Source organism: Burkholderia sp. BCC0322, assembly GCF_902833045.1.
Lineage (GTDB): Bacteria > Pseudomonadota > Gammaproteobacteria > Burkholderiales > Burkholderiaceae > Burkholderia.
The window spans coordinates 75074-93022 of the sequence record NZ_CADFDU010000013.1; the positions used below are offsets into that span (position 1 = coordinate 75074).

A 17949-nucleotide genomic window follows, 5' to 3' on the forward strand; every position below is an offset into this window, starting at 1 on the left:
ATGGCACACGGCTTTCCCCTTCAGTTGCTGCTCGACCGCGCGCAGGAAGATCTCGACTCCGCCGCGAAGCAGCTCGGCACCGCGCAGCGCGACCGCACCGCGGCCGCCGAGCAGCTCGACGCGCTGCTGCGCTACCGCGACGAATACCACGCGCGCTTCTCGCAATCCGCGCAGCACGGGATGCCGGCCGGCAACTGGCGCAATTTCCAGGCGTTCATCGACACCCTCGACGCCGCGATCGCGCAGCAGCGCAGCGTGCTGGCCGCGGCCGAAATCCGCATCGACGAGGCGCGCCCGAACTGGCAACAGAAGAAACGCACCGTCGGTTCGTTTGAAATCCTGCAGGCGCGCGGCGTCGCGCAGGAAGCGAAGCGCGACGCCCGGCGCGAACAGCGCGATGCCGACGAACACGCCGCGAAGATCCTGCGCATGCGGGCCGATGCGGCCCGTTCGTCGTAACCGACCACCGCATTCGAACGAGAGAACCGTCATGCCTCCCCTGCCCCTGCTCGGCGCGCTGCTCGACACCGCCGGTACCGCACTCAAGGCTGCCCGCGGCTCGGGTCCGTCCAGCGCCGCCGGCAACGATGCCGCGAACGCCACGACCGCCGCGCCGTTCGCACAGACGCTGAAGCAAAGCGTCACCGCCCGTCGCGATGCGTCGGATACCGGCGTGCCGGACGCTTCGACGAACCCGGCTTCGTCGAAGCTGGCCGCCGGCACGAAGCCGTCCGCTAACGATGACGACGACGCGACCGACGATACGACCACGAACGCCGCCACCAACCCTGACGCCGCCGCGCTCGCGGCTGCCGTGGCCGTGCAGGCGCAACTGCGGGCGCGCACGGACAACGCGGCGCCGGCCGATGCGGCAGTCGCCGCGGCCGCCGCGCAAAAGACGGCCGTGTCCGGTCAACCCGATGCCACGGCTACGCTGGCGGATCACGCGGCCACCCAGCCGGCCACGCCCGCATCGAGCCGCGATGCGCTGCAGGAAGCACTCGCCAAGCTGACGGGTGGCTCGGGTGCGATCGCCATGCCCGCGACCGGCACGACGGCGTCGGCTCCCGCCTCGACTGCAGCGACCGCCTCGACTGCAGCGACCGCCTCGACCGCTGCGACCGGCACCGCCGTGCCGCTGACACCGAAGGTGCCGACTTTCGAGCGCACGCTCGCCGACGCGAAGGGCGCGCTCGCCCCCCAGCAAACGCCGGTGCAAGCCACCGCGCAAGCGCTGCAGGCCAACGTGAACGCGCAGTCGGGTGAGCAGCACGCGCTCGCGGCAGCCGGCGACGCGGCGGACCCGGCCGCCAGCGCGACGCTCGCGGCCGGCGCCACGGCTGCGGCCGCAGCCCAGGCGAACCTGCAGCTGTCGCCGGCCGCGAGTGCGATCGCCGCGGCAAACGCACACGTGCTCGCGCCGCACGTCGGCACGCCGGACTGGACGGACGCGCTCAGTCAGAAGGTCGTGTTCCTGTCGAATGCGCACCAGCAGAGCGCCGAGCTGACGCTCAATCCGGCCGATCTCGGGCCGCTGCAGGTCGTGCTGCGCGTCGCGGACAACAACGCGCACGCGCTGTTCGTGTCGCAGCACGCGCAGGTGCGCGAAGCGGTCGAAGCCGCGCTGCCGAAGCTGCGCGAGGCCATGGAAGCGGGCGGGCTCGGGCTCGGCAGCGCAACCGTCAGCGACGGCGGCTTCGCTTCGCAGCAGCAGAACCCGCAACAGACCTTCGCCGGCGGCCAGTCGTCCCGGCGCGGGAACGGCGGATCGTCAGCCGCCGATGCACCGGTCGACGTTGTGCAATCCGCACCGGCCGCCGCAAGCGTGAGCCGCGCCGGCCTCGTCGATACGTTTGCCTGAGCATGACCCGGTGCACGCCGCTCAGCGGCCGTGCACCGCCGCGGCGACCTCGCCGCGCGGCGCCGCGCCCTTGCGCGTGGCGACGATGAAGTCCGCCGCGCGTTCGCCGATCATCACCGACGGCGCATTCGTGTTCCCGCCGACCAGCGTCGGCATCACCGACGCATCCACCACGCGCAACCCTTCGACGCCGCGCACGCGCAGTTGCGGATCGACGACCGCGCGCGCGTCCGAACCCATCCGGCAGGTGCCGACCGGGTGGTAGATCGTGTCCGCATGCTCGACGATCGTCTTGCGCAGCTCCGCCTCGCTCTGGTCGGCCCGCGTGTACAGCTCGCGCCCGCCCTGCGACGCGAGCGGCGCCTGCGACAGGATCTTGCGCATCGCCTGCGTGCCGCGCACGAGCAGGTCGAGATCGCGCGAATCGCTGAAGAAGCGCGGATCGATCAGCGGCGCGTCGCGCGCATCGCCGCTCGCGAGCGCCACCGTGCCGCGGCTGAACGGCCGCAGCGCGCACACGTGCAGCGAATAGCCGAAGCCCCAGTGCATCTTGCGGTTGTGGTCGTCCACGAGCGCGGTGCAGAAATGCAGTTGCAGGTCGGGACGCTCGAGCGACGGATCGCTCTTGATGAAGCCGCCGGCCTCCGCGACGTTGCTCGTCATCATCCCGGTGCGGCTCGAGAAATAGCGCGCGAGCGCGGGCGTCATCTTCGCGATCCCGCGCAGGCAGATGCCGACCAGCTCCGATGAATTCACGCGCGTATTGATGATGAAGTCGATATGGTCGATCAGGTTCGCGCCGACGTCCGGCGCATCCTGCACGACCGCGATCCCGTGCCGGCGCAGTTGCTCCGCCGGGCCGATCCCCGAACACATCAGCAGTTGCGGCGAATTGAACGCGCCGGCCGACAGGATCACTTCCGCGCGCGCGTCGAGCGTCTCGACGCGCCCGTTGCGCGCCACCGCGACGCCGGCCGCACGCTTGCCGTCGAACGTGACGCGCAGCACCGTCGCATCGGTGATCACGTGCAGGTTCGGCCGGTTGCGGCCGTAGATATACGCGCGGGCGACGCTGCAGCGCGAGCCGTCGCGGTGCGTGACCTGATAGAAGCCGACGCCTTCCTGCGTCGCGCCGTTGAAGTCGTCGTTCAGCGGATAGCCGGCCGCATGCGCGGCCTGGATGAATCGTTCGGAGAACGGATTGCGAAAGCGCAGATCCGACACCGTGAGCGGGCCGTCCGCGCCATGCCACGCATCGGCGCCGCGCGCGTTGCCTTCCGCACGGCGGAAATACGGCAGCACGTCCTGCCAGCCCCAGCCGGTCGCGCCGAGCTGCGCCCATTCGTCGTAGTCGCCCGGGTGGCCGCGCGTGTAGATCATCGCGTTGATCGCGCTCGAGCCGCCCATCCCGCGCCCGCGCGGCTGGTAACCGCGCCGCCCGCCGAGGCCCGGCTGCGGCACCGTCTCGTAGCCGTAGTTCGTGCCGAGCTTGAACGGCACCAGCGCCGCGATGCCGACCGGCATGTTGACGAGCAGGTTGCGCTCCGTGTGCGAGCCGGCCTCGATCAGCGCGATCGTCGCATCGGGGCAGGCATCGGCGAGACGGCCTGCCAGGCTCGACCCGCCCGAACCGCCGCCGACGATGATGTAGTCGTATTGCATGTCACGTCTCCGTCGTGTCATGGAAGCCGCCCGGCACCGCCGCGCGACCGCGTCTCCTCTTATAGGGTCTGTTTACATCGGGAACGCACATGCGAACGCCCGAAATCGCTCGCCCCCCAAGGGGACAAGCAACGAGCGACGCCGCCATACGGGCGATTTCGGGCATTCCCGTGACATGAACGCTTTAATTTGGGGTTGCCCCGAGAAGGGCCGCTTGCCACGTCTCGCTCCTTGGCGATACGTCGGTGTTCGCGGCATCGCGCGCCTCGCGAGCGGCCCTTCTCGGGGCAACGCATGCGCGTTCCATCTGTAAACAGCCCCAAGTGTTCGGGCATTGTAGGAATGGCCGTTGCGCGCGCGGCGTGCGGATTCAAGAGCGATTCCTCTAAACGCCCGCGTGAACTAAATTTAAGATGTACTGATTCGCTTTGCGCGATGCACCGGCCACGAGAAGCCGATCCGTCGCGAAACGGGAGTGTCGACGATGCAGCGCCAGGTTCTGCAGGCCGCGTGCCGACCGGGTTGTCCGGATGCGCTGCGCGCAGCCCGCATTTCATTTCAAACGGCTGCCCGCGCGGAGAGGCTCGGCGTCATGCGCGCAGTCGACCGGAATCGAACGGCACATGTCGTCGCCGACCGTTTGGACGGTTTGTCGCCGCGGCGGCACGATGCGCTGCGGCACGCTTTGGCGGACACGTCGCGCCGCCCTGCTTCGGTCCACCGGCCGGCGCGCGTGGTGCAGCGACGCGTGCCTGTCGGCGGCCACATCGTGCCGGACGCGCATGCGCCACAGAGCGGTTTCCGGATGCGCGCACCGTCGCGTGGATGCGACGCCCGCTGCACGCTTCAACCGGTTTACGAGCACACGTCGCATCCGGCTCCGCGCCGCGCGACACGCACCACCCCGATCCGCGTCGCCGCGCTCGCCGAGCGTGCGCGTGCGGCGTGACGGCCGGCCGACCAGCCAGGCCCAACTGGAGGAGACGACATGAAAAACGACCTGCCCGAACTCGCCCCGCAAGCACTGCCGTCGATGGACGCGCTGACGTCGCTGCTGCGCGACCAGCGCACGGCCTACCTGCGCGCGCCGTATCCGGCATGGGAAACGCGCGTGCAGCACCTGCGCGCGCTGCGCACGATGCTGATCGACCATGCGGACGCACTCGCCGAAGCGATCAGTGCCGATTTCGGTCATCGCGCGAAGCAGGAAGTGCTGCTGTCGGAAATCTGGATGGCGAAGGAAGAGATCGACGACGCGCTCAAGCACGGCAAGCGCTGGATGAAGCCGATCCGCAAACCGATGAACAAGTGGCTGCGCCCGGCGCGCGCGAAGGTGATTCCGCAGCCGCTCGGCGTGGTCGGCATCGTCGTGCCATGGAACTACCCGGTGCTGCTCGCGGCCGGCCCGCTGATCTGCGCGCTCGCGGCCGGCAATCGCGCGATCATCAAGATGTCCGAACTGACGCCGCGCACGTCGGCGCTGTTCGAGCAGCTCATTGCCAGGACCTTTACACGCGACCACGTCGCGGTCGTGAACGGCGATGCCGAAGTGGGCGCCGCGTTCAGCGGGCTGCCGTTCGATCATCTGCTGTTCACCGGCTCGACGCACGTCGGCCGCCACGTGATGCGCGCGGCCGCCGACAACCTCACGCCCGTCACGCTCGAACTCGGCGGCAAGTCGCCGGCGATCGTCGGCCCGAACGCGCGCTTCGATGCAGCCGTCGACGCGATCGTCGCGGGCAAGACGCTGAACGCAGGCCAAACCTGCATCGCGCCCGACTACGTGCTGCTGCCGCGCGGGATGGAAGCCGCGTTCATCGAGCGCGCGCGCGCACGATTCGCGAAGATGTATCCCGACCTGTCGGCCAACGGCGACTACACGACGATCGTGTCGCCGCGCCACTACGCGCGGCTCCAGCAGCTCGCGAGCGATGCGCAGGCGGCCGGCGCGCAGCTGCATCCGCTGTCCGACGCACAATCGGATCCCGCGTCGCGCCGCTTCGTGCCGTGCGCGGTCACGCAGGTGCCGGCCGCATCGCAACTGATGCAGGAGGAAATCTTCGGGCCGCTGCTGCCGCTCGTGCCGTACGAACGGCTCGACGAAGCAATCGCCTACGTGAATGCACGCCCGCGTCCGCTCGCGCTCTACCTGTTCGACGAGGACGGCGGCACGATCGACCGCGTGATGCGCGAAACGATCTCGGGCGGCGTGTCGATCAACGAAACGCTGATGCACATCGCGTGCGGCAGTTTGCCGTTCGGGGGTGTCGGTGCGAGCGGCATGGGCGCCTATCACGGCTACGACGGCTTCGTGACGTTCTCGAAGATGAAGCCGGTGCTCACGCAGGCGCGCCTGAACGCGCGCAACCTGCTCGCGCCGCCGTACGGCAAGCGCTTCGCCGCGCTGATCAAGCTGATGCTGAAGTTCTGAGTGGAACGGGCCGTGCGCATCGCGCCGCGGCCCGCGCAAGCCTGCCGCGCGGCGAGGACGCCGCGCGCGCCATCACACGGGCCAGAGCGGCCCTTCCTGCATCGCGCCGATCTGCTCGCGCAACTCGAGCACGCGTGCTTCCCAGTAACGATGCGTGTTGAACCACGGGAACGCGGCCGGAAATGCGGGATCGTCCCAGCGTCGCGCGAGCCATGCCGCGTAGTGGATCAGCCGCAACGTGCGCAGCGCTTCGACGAGATGCAGCTCGCGCGGCTCGAATTCGCAGAAATCCTCGTAGCCGGCCAGCAGGTCCGCCAGCGCACGCGACGCGCCTTCGCGATCGCCCGGCAGCAACAGCCACAGATCCTGGATCGCGGGCGCCATCCGGCTGTCGTCGAAGTCGACGAAGTGCGGGCCGGCATCGGTCCACAGCACGTTGCTCGGATGACAGTCACCGTGCGTGCGCAGCAGGCGGAGTTCGCCCGCCCGCTCGAACGCCGCCTCGACGCCTTCGAGCGCGAGCGTCACGGCCGTCTCGTACGCGGGCCGCACATCGCCCGGAATGAAATCATGCGCCAGCAGGTAGTCGCGCGGCTCGTAGCCGAACGTATTGATGTCGAGCACGGGGCGCGCGACATACGGCTGCGTCGCGCCGACCGCATGGATCCGGCCGATGAAGCGGCCGAGCCATTCGAGCGTGTCGCTGCGATCGAGATCGGGCGCGCGGCCGCCGCGCCGCTCGAAGATCGACAAGCGGAAGCCGTCGAACGCGTGCAGCGTGCGGCCATCGAATGCACGCGCCGCCACCACCGGAATCTCGCGTGCGGCGAGTTCGGCGACGAACGCGTGCTCTTCGAGGATCGCTTCGTCCGACCAGCGAGCCGGACGGTAGAACTTCGCGACGACCGGCGGGCCGTCTTCGATGCCAACCTGATAGACGCGGTTTTCGTAGCTGTTGAGCGCGAGCAGGCGCCCGTCGGTGCGCAGGCCGGCCGGTATCAGCACGCTGTCGAGCGCGTCGAGCACGCACTCGGGCGTGAGTCCGGCGAACGGCGGGCCGGCGGGAGAAGCGGGAGCGGAAGTGACGTCTTTCATGCCGAGCATTGTGCCGCCAGCCAGGCCGAAAGACGAGCGCCCGGTGTGATGGACGCGCTCAGTGAAGCGCCGCGCCGGCCGGCAGCACGGATTCGCCGGTGTCGATCAGATCCTCGAGAAAGAACGGCTCGGTGTTGAGTTCCTTCGACTCGCCCGGTACGCCCGCGTACCAGGTCACCATGGCCATGTCGCCCAGGATGCGCTGGACGATGCCGCGCGCGCCCTTCGGCACCGCGATATGGGTAGTGCAGACAATCGACCCGACATGCATGATGGTTCCCCACTCTTGAATCTTGAAACCCGGCTCGCTGGCGAGCCGGCAAATGCGCGATCCGCGCGCTCTCGTCGGAGCGTTGCGCGTGATCCCATTGTTCACGGTTTATCGAAGCGCGAAAAGAAGAAGAAGCAGGCGAAGTGCCGCGAATTCGTCGAATGTCTCCAATCAACCACTGCGCCGGGCAAGCGCTTGCCCGCCCGGTTACCCCCATCATACCCTGTCGAATGTGACCGCCCGCCGAATCCCCGGCATCACCGCGGCGCGCACGTGACGCACACGCTGCGCGCATCGCGGGTCCGGTGCTGCGCCAACTGGCAATGTCGTGCGACTGCGGTTGCCGAATCACGCGTCGCCGTCATCGTGTTCCCCCTGCCTCGAACGCAGCCAGCGCGGCGACCGTTGCGCACGCACCGCCCTCCGCCCTCCGCCCTTCGTCGTCCGATGCCGCCGACAGGTGTTGCGTCCGATACCGGCCTTGCGGTACCTTGAATGCTCATTCGCGTTCAAGCGCATTCCGACACGATGCATCCGCTCACGTCCGCCCTCGCAAAATCCCGGCCGCAGTTCGACTCGCGGCCGCAGGCGTGCGCACATCCGTCGGTTCTTCCGCCTCCTGTCGCACCGCCGCTCGTCGGCGCCGCGCCGCCCCCTGCGGCGGCACGCGCCGGCTGACCCGCCGGCTTCCATTTCGTCTTCCATTCGCTCTCAGCCCTGCATTCGTGCGTCGTGACGCACGGCGCGTTGCAGCGTGCGCGGATGGAACGTTCCGATCCGTTCGACAGGTGGATTCACATGGTTTCGTTCAAACGCGCGCTCGCCGCGCATGGAGCGACGTCGCTCTTCGTGCTGCTGTGGAGCAGCGGCGCGATCTTCGCTGAACTCGGTCTGCGTCACGCATCCGCGTTCGTCTTTCTCACCGCGCGTTTCGCACTGGCATCGCTCGTGCTGGTCGGGCTGGCCTTCCTGCGCAAACGCTGGCTGCCGCCGCGCGGCGAGCGGCGCATGGCCGTGCTGACCGGCTTGCTGATGATGGGCGGCTATTCGATCTTCTACCTGCTCGCGCTCGAACGCGGGATCGCGCCGGGCGTGCTCGCGACGATCCTCGGTGTTCAGCCGATCGTCACGCTCGCGATCGTCGAGCGGCGCTGGCAACCCGTACGTGTCGCGGGGCTCGCGCTGTCGCTGGCCGGCCTCGCGCTCGTCGTGTTCCGCGGCGCAGGGGACGGCGGCCTGTCGCTCGCGGGCATCGCGTGCGCGCTCGCCGCACTCGTCGCGCTGACCGCCGGCTCGCTGCTGCAAAAGCGCATCCGTGCGGCGCCCGCCGACGTGCTGCCGCTGCAGAATGCGATCGGCCTCGCGCTGTGCGTGGCGATCGTGCCGTTCCGGCCGGTGTCGTTCGACATCAGCTGGACACTCGCGATCTCGCTGCTGTGGCTCGGCATCGTGATTTCGGTGATCGCGCAACTGCTGTTCTACCGGTTGATGCAGCGCGGCGATCTCGTCAACGTGACGAGCCTGTTCTATCTCGTGCCCGTCGTCACCACGTTGATGGATGCCGTGTGGCTCGGCAACCGGCCCGAGCCGCTCGCGCTCGCCGGCATGGGCGCGATCATCGCGGGGCTCGCGCTCGTGTTCCGCGCGCCGGCCGCCCGCGTGCAACCCGACCGCGCTTGAGCGTGCGTGCCGCCGCGCCTGCGGGTGCGGGGGCACGTACCGGACACATACGACGATTCCGCGGAAATCGAAAGACATAGGAAAGCTATGCGCAAGGTGTTCGTCTAACTTGCGGGAAAAATGCGCGATTCTCGGGGCTTTCCGCTGTTTTTTTAATGGTTCGGATAGCGAAAAGCGCTGCCGGTTACCTATACTCGAATTGACCGCCCCGCTCGCAATCGGGTCGGATCCATACTAGAAACACCCGGCATGGGGCCGGAGCAAGCGCCCAAGCGCCCACTCCGGCCGACCTTGGAGACACGCATGACGACCTACTTCACGATCGGCGACTTCATCCTGTTGATTCCGATGGCGCTGGCCGGAGCGCTGTTTCTCGGCGCGGTGCCGTGCGCAACCGAATTCCGCCACAACCTGCTGCGCGTGCTGGGCGTCATCCTCGGCGTCGGTGTCGCGGTATTGCTCGTCGAAGGCCTGCCTGCGCTGATCTAGCGGCGCACCACCCATGCGCGGCGTGCATCGCTGCATTGCAGCGATGCGATGTGCTGCGGGCAAACCATCGATACGGCACGCGATGTTTCGCATGCCGTATCGACTGCCGGTCAGATCGCCTGATCGGTGGACGGCTTTTCCCACAGATTGATGCCGCCTTCCGTCGCGTGACGATCGATCTCGGCGAGTTCCTCCGCCGAGAATTCGAGGTTCTTCAGTGCGCCGACGTTTTCACGCACCTGCTCCGCACGGCTCGCGCCGATCAGCGCGGACGTCACGCGGCCGTTGCGCAATACCCATGCGAGCGCCATCTGCGCGAGGCTCTGCCCGCGCCGTTCGGCGATCGCGTTGAGCTTGCGCACATGGTCGAGGTTGTCCGCGCTCAGGTGATCCTGTTTCAGCGAACCGCCGCCCGGCTTGTTCACGCGCGCATCGGCCGGCACGCCGTTCAGGTACTTCGACGTGAGCAGCCCCTGCGCGAGCGGCGTGAACGCAATGCTGCCCGTGCCGATCTCGTCGAGCGTGCCGAGCAGTTCGGTTTCGACCCAGCGGTTCAGCAGGTTGTACGACGGCTGGTGGATCAGCAGCGGCACCTTGTACTGCGCTAGCAGCTCGGCCATCTCGCGCGTCTTCGCCGCCGAGTACGACGAAATGCCGATGTACAGCGCCTTGCCCTGCTGCACGGCCGACGCGAGCGCGCCCGCCGTTTCCTCGAGCGGCGTATGCGCGTCGAAGCGGTGCGAATAGAAGATGTCGACATAGTCGAGCCCCATTCGCTGCAGGCTCTGGTCGAGGCTCGCGAGCACGTACTTGCGCGAGCCGCCGCCGCTGCCGTACGGCCCCGGCCACATGTCCCAGCCGGCCTTCGTCGAAATCAGCAGCTCGTCGCGATACAGCCGGAAATCCTCCTTCAGCAGCCGGCCGAAGTTGGTTTCCGCGCTGCCGTACGGCGGCCCGTAGTTGTTCGCGAGATCGAAGTGGTTGATGCCGAGGTCGAACGCGGTGCGCAGGATGTCGCGCTGTATCGCGATCGGCGTCGAGTCGCCGAAGTTGTGCCACAGGCCGAGCGACAGCGCGGGCAGTTTGAGCCCGGATTTGCCGCAGGTGCGGTATTGCATGTCGGCATAACGTTCGGGAGCTGCTTCGTAGGCCATGAGTCGGTTCCGTCAGGAGATCGGGAGTGGGGACGCGCGCCGGCCGCGCACACGACGCGGCGGCGGCGAAGGAGTCATACGACGACTATGGTAGCGAAAGCGGCCGGAACGCGCTCGGCGGGACGGCGATGGACGCAGCCGCGGCCGTCGCCTACACTGCGGCGTCTCGAATCACCGTTTCAGCGAGGTTGGTATGTCCCGGGTCATCTCGGTTGCGCTGCTCGTCGGCGGCGTCGTGCTGCTGTATTTCGGCGGCCAGTCGTTCCATTCGATCAACGACAACGTGTCGCGCTTCTTCACCGGTTCGCCCGCGACGAAGACGATCCTGCTGATCGTGGGCGGCGCCGTCGCATCGTTCATCGGCCTGATCGGCCTCGCGATGCCGGGCGGCAAGCGCTGAACGCGCAGCCGCGCGATGCACGCATGGCCCGCGTTCACGATCGGGCACGTCAAACGAAACGGGCGGCCAGGCCGCCCGTTGCTTCAAACGCCCGCGATGCGCCGCATCGCGCGACCGCGGCGGTGTCGCCGCCCGTCCGATCCGAACCTAGAACTGCACTTCCGGCTTCGACGCCGAACGCGTGCCCGGCACCGGCCGGTTGCTCGCGCCGTGGTACGTATACACGAGCGAAAACTTCACCTGGTCGGAACGGTTCTGCCCGGCCGAATGCAGCGTGTTGCAGTGGAAGAACACGACGTCGCCCGTCTGCAGCGACGGGCACGTGGCCGCGTCAATCATCTTCCGGTTCTCCGGCAGGTCGCCGCGGAAAAACTTCGCGTCGTCGAACGCTTCGGGCCCGAATTCGGCCGTGTGCGACCCCGGTACGAGCCACAGTGCGCCGTTCTCGTTCGTTTCCGGCCCGAGCGCGAGCCACACCGACACCATGTCCGGGCGCTCGAACGACCAGTAGCGGAAATCGCGATGCCAGCCGGTCAGGCTGCCGTACGCGGGATGCTTCGTCATCATGCAGTTGTGATGCGCGCGCGACAGCACCGGCTCTTCACCGAAATACGCCCGCATCCACGCACCGATTTCGGGTGCGATCGCGCGCTCGGCAAAGCCCGGGTCGCGCGAATACGCATCGAGCAACCGCCGCACCGTATGCCCGCCCGGCGCATGCTTGGACTCGGGCGCGCCCGGGTAGCGCAGGTCCGCCTCGAACTCGATCGGTTCGGCCGCCTCCCGCAGTTGGCGCTCCGCGACCTGCCTGAGCGCCGCGCACTGCGCCTCGCCGACGAGGCCACGCGCGACGACGAAGCCGCGCTCGCGCAATTCCGCGACTTGCGCGCGGATCGATTCCGACTGCAATGGAGACGACATGGGATGCCAGACGTTTATTGTGTGAATGTGACGATTGTAAATCGGCGCCGGATGCCGCGAACAGCGCCATTGTCGTGCGCAGGGGCATGCCAATCGTAGATTTGATCCGGCTCAAGGGAACTGTGCGGCGCGGCGCCGGCCTCACCGACAGGCGGTATGCGGCACACGCCTTGCGGCACAAGGGTTTCTCGCGACTTTTGCCCGTCATGAATCCCCTGTAGCCTGTCGCGGCCTGTCAATTCTGGCGGGCGCGGCGCGCAGCGAGTTTCGGTAAGATCCGTTGCGCCATCCGAGGCCGTTCATACCAGTGCGCTCTCAAGGGCGCCATCCATACAAGCGAAGCATCGTTCACATGCCATTCCGTCTGACTTCCCGTCTCAGCCGCGCTGCGAAGCGCGTTGTGCCGCCCGCTCCTGCCCGCTCGCTGCGCCATCACCGCGCACGCACGCGGGCGCTGGCCGAGCGTGCGCCCGCACATAGCCGGCTGGACGGTATCCGTGCGTGGTTCCACGCATTTTTCTCGATGATGAGCGCGCAGGCGTTCTCGCGCCGCGCCGGCCTGCGCTCGCTGCTGCAGAAGCCGTCGTCGCTGCGCGCGCTCGCGCTGCGCCGCACGCTCGGCCCGCAGCGCCGCATCAACCGCCCGCGCCGCCTCGCGGCCAGCAACGGCTGGTTCGGGTTCGGCGCACGCTGAGCGCACGCCGGCGGGCACTGTGCGCGACGCTCGCCGTCGCGCTGCGGCCCGATTGTCCCATTGCCCCGGCGATCGGAACCCATAAAAAAACCCCGGCTAAGCCGGGGTTTTTCATTTGAGGCGAACGACGCTTACGCGACGCGTGCCGTCGGCTCGACGCCGGCCGCTTCGGCCAGGGCGAGCGCCTTGTCGGTCGCTTCCCACGAGAATTCCGGCTCTTCGCGGCCGAAGTGGCCGTAAGCAGCGGTCTTCTCGTAGATCGGGCGCAGCAGGTCGAGCATCTTGATGATGCCCTTCGGACGCAGGTCGAAATGCTCGCGCACGAGCTTCGTGATCACCGCATCCGACACGCGGCCCGTGCCGAACGTGTTGACCATCACCGAGGTCGGCTCGGCGACGCCGATCGCGTACGACACCTGGATCAGCGCGCGCGACGCGAGGCCGGCGGCGACGATGTTCTTCGCGACGTAGCGGCCTGCATACGCAGCCGAACGGTCGACCTTCGACGGATCCTTGCCCGAGAACGCGCCGCCGCCGTGCGGTGCGGCACCGCCGTACGTGTCGACGATGATCTTGCGGCCGGTCAGGCCGCAGTCGCCCTGCGGGCCGCCGATCACGAACCGGCCGGTCGGGTTCACCAGGAACTTGATGTCGCCCTTGATCAGGTCGGCCGGCAGCGTCGGCTTGATGATTTCCTCGATCACGGCTTCGCGCAGCGCGGGCAACTCGATGTCCGGCGCGTGCTGCGTCGACAGCACGACGGTGTCGATCGAATGCGGCTTGCCGTCGACGTAGCGGACCGTCACCTGCGACTTCGCGTCCGGGCGCAGCCATTGCAGGCGGCCGTCGCGGCGCAGGCTGGCCTGGCGCTCGACGAGGCGGTGCGACAGGTAGATCGGCAGCGGCATCAGTTCCGGCGTTTCATCGCACGCGTAACCGAACATCAGACCCTGGTCGCCCGCGCCTTGGTCGAGGTTGTCGTCGTGTGCACGATCGACGCCCTGGGCGATGTCCGGCGACTGCTTGTCGTACGCGACGAGCACCGCGCAACCCTTGTAGTCGATGCCGTAGTCGGTGTTGTCGTAGCCGATGCGCTTGATGGTGTCGCGCGCGATCTGGATGTAGTCGATGTTGGCCGTCGTGGTGATTTCACCGGCCAGGACGACGAGACCCGTATTGCACAGCGTTTCCGCCGCGACGCGGGAATACTTGTCTTGCTCGAGGATGGCGTCGAGAATCGCGTCCGAGATTTGGTCCGCGACTTTGTCCGGATGGCCTTCGGAGACGGATTCGGACGTGAAGAGATAATCGTTTGCCACTTTTTCAGGCTCCTGTGTGGTTACGGTTGGTTTCACGTAGCCAGCTTCGTTGGGCCTGAAGCGGCGACGCTTTAGCGGATTACCAGGACCGGACAGCGCGTGTCACGCTAACCAGCTTCGCCCCGCAAGTTGTCAGTTAACTCGGCGAAGCCCGTATTATAGCGGCTTTCCTGAATTGTCACAGAGCGCCGCCCGTGCTGCATCTTCCGCTGTTTCACCACCCTGTTCGCAAAGCGCCGGCCAGCCGGTCCCACGGAGGTTTCGCATGCTAGGTCGTCTAGCCACGCACCTCGCCATTGGCTTGCTGAAACTGCTCGCCCTGTTGCCGTACGGCCTGACCGCACGGTTCGGCGATGGTCTCGGCTGGCTGCTCTACAAGATCCCCAGCCGGCGAAAGCGCATCGTACACACCAATCTGAAACTCTGCTTCCCGGATTGGAGCGACGAACGCCGCGAGGAAGTCGCCGGGCAGCATTTCCGCCATGCGATCCGCAGCTACGTCGAGCGCAGCGTGCAGTGGTTCGGCTCGGAGAAAAAACTCGCGAAGCTGATCCAGGTCGACAGCGCGGTCGACCTCGACGATCCGGACCTTCCGCCGACGCTGTTCCTCGGCCTGCATTTCGTCGGCATCGAGGCCGGCTCGATCTGGCTGAACCGTTCGCTGCACCGCCGCTGCGGGTCGCTCTACCAGCCGTTCTCGAACGCGGTGCTCGAGGAAGCGGCGAAGCAGGCGCGCGGGCGTTTCGACGCCGAGATGGTCGGGCGCGCGGACAGCGCGCGCGTCGTGCTGCGCTGGCTGCGCGACCGCAAGCCGGTGATGCTCGGCGCCGACATGGACTACGGGCTGCGCAATTCGACGTTCGTCCCGTTCTTCGGCGTGCCTGCCTGCACGCTGACGGCGGTCGGCCGGCTCGCGAAGACGGGCCGCGCGCAGGTCGTGCCGTTCATCGGCGAGGTGCTGCCGAACTACAAGGGTTACCGTCTGAAGGTATTCAAGCCGTGGGATCACTACCCGACCGGCGACGACGATCTCGACGCGCGGCGGATGAACGCATTCCTCGAGGAGCAGATTCCGCTGATGCCCGAACAGTATTACTGGGTCCACAAGCGCTTCAAGACGCGCCCGCCCGGCGAGCCGAGCCTCTACTGACCCTGCCGCACGCAACCCGCGGGCGCGCCGTCGCGCGTGCCTGCGCGCTCGCCCCCTTCGGCGCGCCTTTCGCGCATGCCCGCCCCCGATCGAACGCAACCTGCCGCGCGAGCCATCGATCGCCCGCGCCCGCGCAGGACGCCCCTGTCGGCTGCATGTATCATTTGCGGTTGAGATCAGCACGACGAACGAGGCCGCCCGACATGGCGCGGCGTCGCGCGCGCCGCGCTGACCGCCTTGTTCGCCATGGAAATCCGGACCCAGTGAAACTCTCGTTCACCAAGATGCACGGCGCGGGCAACGACTTCGTCGTGCTCGACGGCTATTCGCGCGCGTTGCCGCCGCTCACCGAAGCGCAGGTGCGTGCGCTCGCCAACCGCCACTTCGGCATCGGCGCCGACCAGCTGCTGCTCGTCGAAAAACCGACCGTCGACGGCGTGGATTTCAAGTACCGGATCTTCAATTGCGACGGCGGCGAGGTCGAACACTGCGGTAACGGCGCGCGCTGCTTCGTGAAATTCGTCAGCGACCGCGGCCTGACCGACAAGCGCAGCGTGCGCGTGCAGGTGATGAAGGGCCTGATCACGCTGACGATGCAGGACAACGGCGAAGTCGTCGTCGACATGGGCGCGCCCGTGTTCGTGCCGGCGCAGGTGCCGTTCGACGCGGCGGGCCTCGACGGCCGCACCGAGGGCCGCGACACGCTGTGGCCGCTCGACGTCGGCGGTGCGACGCGCTGGATCTCGACGGTGACGATGGGCAACCCGCACGCGGTGCAGGTCGTCGACGACGCCGAAGCGTATCCCGTGCTCGAAGAAGGCCCGCTGATCGAGCGCCACGCGCGCTTCCCGGAGCGCGTGAACGCCGGCTTCATGCAGATCGTGTCGCGCAGCGAAGTGAAGCTGCGCGTGTACGAACGCGCGGCGGGCGAGACGCTCGCGTGCGGCACCGGCGCATGCGCGGCGGTCGCGGCCGGCATCCGGCGCGGCCTGCTCGATTCGCCCGTGACCGTGCACACGCACGGCGGCACGCTGACGATCAGCTGGGACGGCGCGCGCGACGAAACCGCCGCGCTGATGATGGCCGGGCCCGCCACGACCGTGTTCGAAGGCGAGATCGACCTGGCCGCCTGACCCTGCAACGTCCTTGATAACTGAACGCGCCAGCCACATGAACGATCGCGAAGTCGCCGACTACCTGCTCGCCAATCCCGAATTCTTCGCGCAGCACGCCGAACTGCTCGCGACGATCCGCCTCGCGAACCCGCACGGCAAGGCCGCGATCTCGCTGCAGGAGCGGCAGATGGAGATGCTGCGCGACAAGAACAAGCATCTCGAGCGCCGGCTCGCCGAACTCGTGCGCTACGGCCACGAGAACGACAGCCTGTCCGCGAAGTTCAGCCGCTGGACCGCGCGCGTGATCGCGGAACGCGATCCGTACGCGCTGCCGCGCACGATCGCCGACGGCATCGCCGAAGTATTCGACGTGCCGCAGACGGCGCTGCGCGTATGGGACGTCGCCGACACCTACTCGCAGGCCGATTTCGCGCGCCAGGTCGGCGAGGAAGTGCGCCTGTTCACGAGCGGGCTGTCGACGCCTTACTGCGGTGCGAACACGGGCTTCGAAGCCGCGCAGTGGCTGGCGCCCGCGGTCGCCGCCGCGACCGCGAATGCGGCGGAAGACGTTGAAGCCGCGCCGTCGGCCGCGTCGGTCGCGCTGCTCGCACTGCGCGCGCCGCTCGCCGGCGCCGATGCGCCCGCGTTCGGCCTGCTCGTACTCGGCTCGCCCGACCCGCGCCGCTTCCACGACGGGATGGCCACCGACTTCCTCGCGCAGATCGCGACGCTCGCGAGCGCCGCGCTCACGCGCCTGCTGCCGCACTGAGCCTTCCGCACGCGATGACAGACGATCCGATCGCCGCCTACCTGTCGAACCTGAAGCACGTCAGGCAGCTGTCGGAACACACGCTGCGCGCGTACACGCACGAACTCGACGAGCTGAAGAAGCTCGCGAACGGCCGGCCGCTCGAAGCGCTGACGGCCGCCGACATGCGCGGCGCGGTTGCGCGCGCGCACGCGGGCGGGCTGTCGGCGCGGTCGATCTCGCACCGGCTGTCCGCATGGCGCGCGTTCTACCGCTGGCTCGCGCAGCGCATCGAGATGCCCGCGAACCCGGTCGCCGCGGTGCGCGCGCCGAAACGCGCGAAGACCTTGCCGAAAGCGCTGTCGGTCGACGATGCATCGGCGCTGATGGACGCGCCGCTCGCCAACACGACCGAAGGCATCCGCGATCACGCGATCCTCGAGCTGTTCTATTCGTCGGGGCTGCGCCTCGCCGAGCTGATCGGGCTCGACGTGATGTACACGCAGGCCGACGGCTACCGTTCGGCCGGCTGGCTCGACCTCGCGGAAGCCGAAGTCACCGTGCGCGGCAAGGGCAACAAGGAGCGCAAGGTGCCGGTCGGCCGCAAGGCGATCGATGCGCTGAACGCATGGCTCGCGGTGCGCGGCGAATTCGTGAAGCACGATCCGCATCCGCTGTTCCTGTCCGTGCGCGGCAATCGGATGTCGCCGGGCGTCGTGCGCGAGCGCGTGAAGCGCGCGGCGCTCACCGCGGGCATCCCCGCCAACGTCCATCCGCACGTGCTGCGCCACTCGTTCGCGACGCACGTGCTGCAGTCGAGCGGCGACCTGCGCGCAGTGCAGGAACTGCTCGGCCACGCGAGCGTCTCCGCGACGCAGGTCTACACGTCGCTCGACTTCCAGCATCTCGCGAAGATTTACGACAGCGCGCATCCGCGCGCGAAGAAGCGCGACTGACGC

Annotated in this window: 18 protein-coding genes; 12 read left to right on the plus strand and 6 right to left on the minus strand. The window is 68.0% G+C overall.

The annotated features are described in order from the left end of the window. Complete coding sequence (fliJ, locus tag HWX39_RS28470) at positions 1-459, plus strand: flagellar export protein FliJ (protein ID WP_175971042.1); 459 nt, start codon at positions 1-3, stop codon at positions 457-459. Positions 460-490: 31 nt separating this feature from the next. Further along, a complete protein-coding gene (locus HWX39_RS28475; RefSeq protein ID WP_175971043.1) occupies positions 491-1861 on the plus strand; it encodes a flagellar hook-length control protein FliK in 1371 nt (456 codons plus the stop codon). Positions 1862-1882: 21 nt separating this feature from the next. Here the strand turns inward: HWX39_RS28475 and HWX39_RS28480 are convergent, their stop codons facing one another. Next, entirely contained in the window at positions 1883-3523 is a 1641-nt protein-coding gene (locus HWX39_RS28480) for a GMC family oxidoreductase N-terminal domain-containing protein (RefSeq protein WP_175971044.1), read from the minus strand. 475 nt (positions 3524-3998) lie between these two features. On the opposite strand from HWX39_RS28480, the gene HWX39_RS28485 reads away from it, so the two are divergent. Next, on the plus strand, positions 3999-4472 hold the full coding sequence (locus HWX39_RS28485; protein ID WP_175971045.1) for a hypothetical protein: 474 nt from the start codon (positions 3999-4001) through the stop codon (positions 4470-4472). Positions 4473-4511: 39 nt separating this feature from the next. Further along, positions 4512-5954, plus strand: coding sequence for a coniferyl aldehyde dehydrogenase (locus tag HWX39_RS28490; protein ID WP_175971046.1), 1443 nt, complete (start codon positions 4512-4514; stop codon positions 5952-5954). Positions 5955-6026: 72 nt separating this feature from the next. Here HWX39_RS28490 and HWX39_RS28495 read toward each other — a convergent pair whose 3' ends face one another. Both HWX39_RS28495 and HWX39_RS28500 read right to left on the minus strand, forming a co-directional pair. Beyond that, complete coding sequence (locus HWX39_RS28495) at positions 6027-7058, minus strand: serine/threonine protein kinase (protein WP_175971047.1); 1032 nt, start codon at positions 7056-7058, stop codon at positions 6027-6029. 49 nt (positions 7059-7107) lie between these two features. Beyond that, complete coding sequence (locus HWX39_RS28500; protein WP_004198969.1) at positions 7108-7320, minus strand: hypothetical protein; 213 nt, start codon at positions 7318-7320, stop codon at positions 7108-7110. Between the two features lie 798 nt (positions 7321-8118). Here HWX39_RS28500 and HWX39_RS28505 point away from each other — a divergent pair. After that, positions 8119-9000 carry a DMT family transporter gene (locus HWX39_RS28505; protein ID WP_175971048.1) on the plus strand — a complete coding sequence of 294 codons (882 nt, stop codon included), beginning with the start codon at positions 8119-8121 and terminating at the stop codon, positions 8998-9000. A 303-nt stretch (positions 9001-9303) separates the two neighbouring features. Then, the gene (locus tag HWX39_RS28510) at positions 9304-9489 is read left to right on the plus strand and encodes a hypothetical protein (RefSeq protein WP_011353526.1); all 186 of its coding nucleotides are present in this window, start codon (positions 9304-9306) and stop codon (positions 9487-9489) included. 110 nt (positions 9490-9599) lie between these two features. Here HWX39_RS28510 and mgrA read toward each other — a convergent pair whose 3' ends face one another. Continuing rightward, positions 9600-10643: an L-glyceraldehyde 3-phosphate reductase gene (mgrA, locus tag HWX39_RS28515; protein WP_175971049.1), complete on the minus strand. Its 1044-nt coding sequence runs from the start codon at positions 10641-10643 to the stop codon at positions 9600-9602. A 193-nt stretch (positions 10644-10836) separates the two neighbouring features. Here mgrA and HWX39_RS28520 point away from each other — a divergent pair, with 193 nt between their 5' ends. Further along, on the plus strand, positions 10837-11043 hold the full coding sequence (locus tag HWX39_RS28520; RefSeq protein WP_011353528.1) for a DUF3185 family protein: 207 nt from the start codon (positions 10837-10839) through the stop codon (positions 11041-11043). A gap of 147 nt (positions 11044-11190) precedes the next feature. On the opposite strand, the gene HWX39_RS28525 is transcribed toward HWX39_RS28520, so the two are convergent. Continuing rightward, entirely contained in the window at positions 11191-11964 is a 774-nt protein-coding gene (locus tag HWX39_RS28525) for a phytanoyl-CoA dioxygenase family protein (RefSeq protein WP_175971050.1), read from the minus strand. A 352-nt stretch (positions 11965-12316) separates the two neighbouring features. Between HWX39_RS28525 and HWX39_RS28530 the strand changes: the two genes are divergently transcribed. Further along, positions 12317-12658, plus strand: a complete 342-nt coding sequence (locus tag HWX39_RS28530) for a hypothetical protein (RefSeq protein ID WP_175951261.1) — start codon at positions 12317-12319, stop codon at positions 12656-12658. A gap of 131 nt (positions 12659-12789) precedes the next feature. Here the strand turns inward: HWX39_RS28530 and metK are convergent, their stop codons facing one another. Continuing rightward, positions 12790-13977, minus strand: a complete 1188-nt coding sequence (metK, locus tag HWX39_RS28535) for a methionine adenosyltransferase (protein WP_011353531.1) — start codon at positions 13975-13977, stop codon at positions 12790-12792. A gap of 265 nt (positions 13978-14242) precedes the next feature. On the opposite strand from metK, the gene lpxL reads away from it, so the two are divergent. From lpxL to xerC, 4 genes are all read left to right on the plus strand, one after another. Further along, positions 14243-15127 carry a lauroyl acyltransferase LpxL gene (lpxL, locus tag HWX39_RS28540; protein ID WP_175951260.1) on the plus strand — a complete coding sequence of 295 codons (885 nt, stop codon included), beginning with the start codon at positions 14243-14245 and terminating at the stop codon, positions 15125-15127. A 263-nt stretch (positions 15128-15390) separates the two neighbouring features. Next, the gene (gene dapF, locus HWX39_RS28545) at positions 15391-16260 is read left to right on the plus strand and encodes a diaminopimelate epimerase (RefSeq protein WP_175971051.1); all 870 of its coding nucleotides are present in this window, start codon (positions 15391-15393) and stop codon (positions 16258-16260) included. Between the two features lie 37 nt (positions 16261-16297). Then, positions 16298-17011, plus strand: coding sequence for a DUF484 family protein (locus HWX39_RS28550; protein WP_175971052.1), 714 nt, complete (start codon positions 16298-16300; stop codon positions 17009-17011). 14 nt (positions 17012-17025) lie between these two features. Then, positions 17026-17946, plus strand: coding sequence for a tyrosine recombinase XerC (xerC, locus tag HWX39_RS28555; protein WP_175971053.1), 921 nt, complete (start codon positions 17026-17028; stop codon positions 17944-17946). Positions 17947-17949 lie beyond the last annotated feature (3 nt).

Excerpts from the sequence above, each read along its gene's own strand:
- fliJ (WP_175971042.1), top strand. The coding sequence starts at position 1 with ATGGCACACGGCTTTCCCCTTCAGTTGCTGCTCGACCGCGCGCAGGAA.
- lpxL (WP_175951260.1), top strand. The coding sequence starts at position 14,243 with ATGCTAGGTCGTCTAGCCACGCACCTCGCCATTGGCTTGCTGAAACTG.
- HWX39_RS28500 (WP_004198969.1), bottom strand. The coding sequence starts at position 7,320 with ATGCATGTCGGGTCGATTGTCTGCACTACCCATATCGCGGTGCCGAAG.
- mgrA (WP_175971049.1), bottom strand. The coding sequence starts at position 10,643 with ATGGCCTACGAAGCAGCTCCCGAACGTTATGCCGACATGCAATACCGC.
- HWX39_RS28530 (WP_175951261.1), top strand. The coding sequence starts at position 12,317 with ATGCCATTCCGTCTGACTTCCCGTCTCAGCCGCGCTGCGAAGCGCGTT.
- HWX39_RS28520 (WP_011353528.1), top strand. The coding sequence starts at position 10,837 with ATGTCCCGGGTCATCTCGGTTGCGCTGCTCGTCGGCGGCGTCGTGCTG.
- HWX39_RS28505 (WP_175971048.1), top strand. The coding sequence starts at position 8,119 with ATGGTTTCGTTCAAACGCGCGCTCGCCGCGCATGGAGCGACGTCGCTC.
- HWX39_RS28490 (WP_175971046.1), top strand. The coding sequence starts at position 4,512 with ATGAAAAACGACCTGCCCGAACTCGCCCCGCAAGCACTGCCGTCGATG.
- HWX39_RS28475 (WP_175971043.1), top strand. The coding sequence starts at position 491 with ATGCCTCCCCTGCCCCTGCTCGGCGCGCTGCTCGACACCGCCGGTACC.
- HWX39_RS28550 (WP_175971052.1), top strand. The coding sequence starts at position 16,298 with ATGAACGATCGCGAAGTCGCCGACTACCTGCTCGCCAATCCCGAATTC.
- HWX39_RS28525 (WP_175971050.1), bottom strand. The coding sequence starts at position 11,964 with ATGTCGTCTCCATTGCAGTCGGAATCGATCCGCGCGCAAGTCGCGGAA.
- HWX39_RS28480 (WP_175971044.1), bottom strand. The coding sequence starts at position 3,523 with ATGCAATACGACTACATCATCGTCGGCGGCGGTTCGGGCGGGTCGAGC.
- HWX39_RS28495 (WP_175971047.1), bottom strand. The coding sequence starts at position 7,058 with ATGCTCGGCATGAAAGACGTCACTTCCGCTCCCGCTTCTCCCGCCGGC.
- xerC (WP_175971053.1), top strand. The coding sequence starts at position 17,026 with ATGACAGACGATCCGATCGCCGCCTACCTGTCGAACCTGAAGCACGTC.
- HWX39_RS28510 (WP_011353526.1), top strand. The coding sequence starts at position 9,304 with ATGACGACCTACTTCACGATCGGCGACTTCATCCTGTTGATTCCGATG.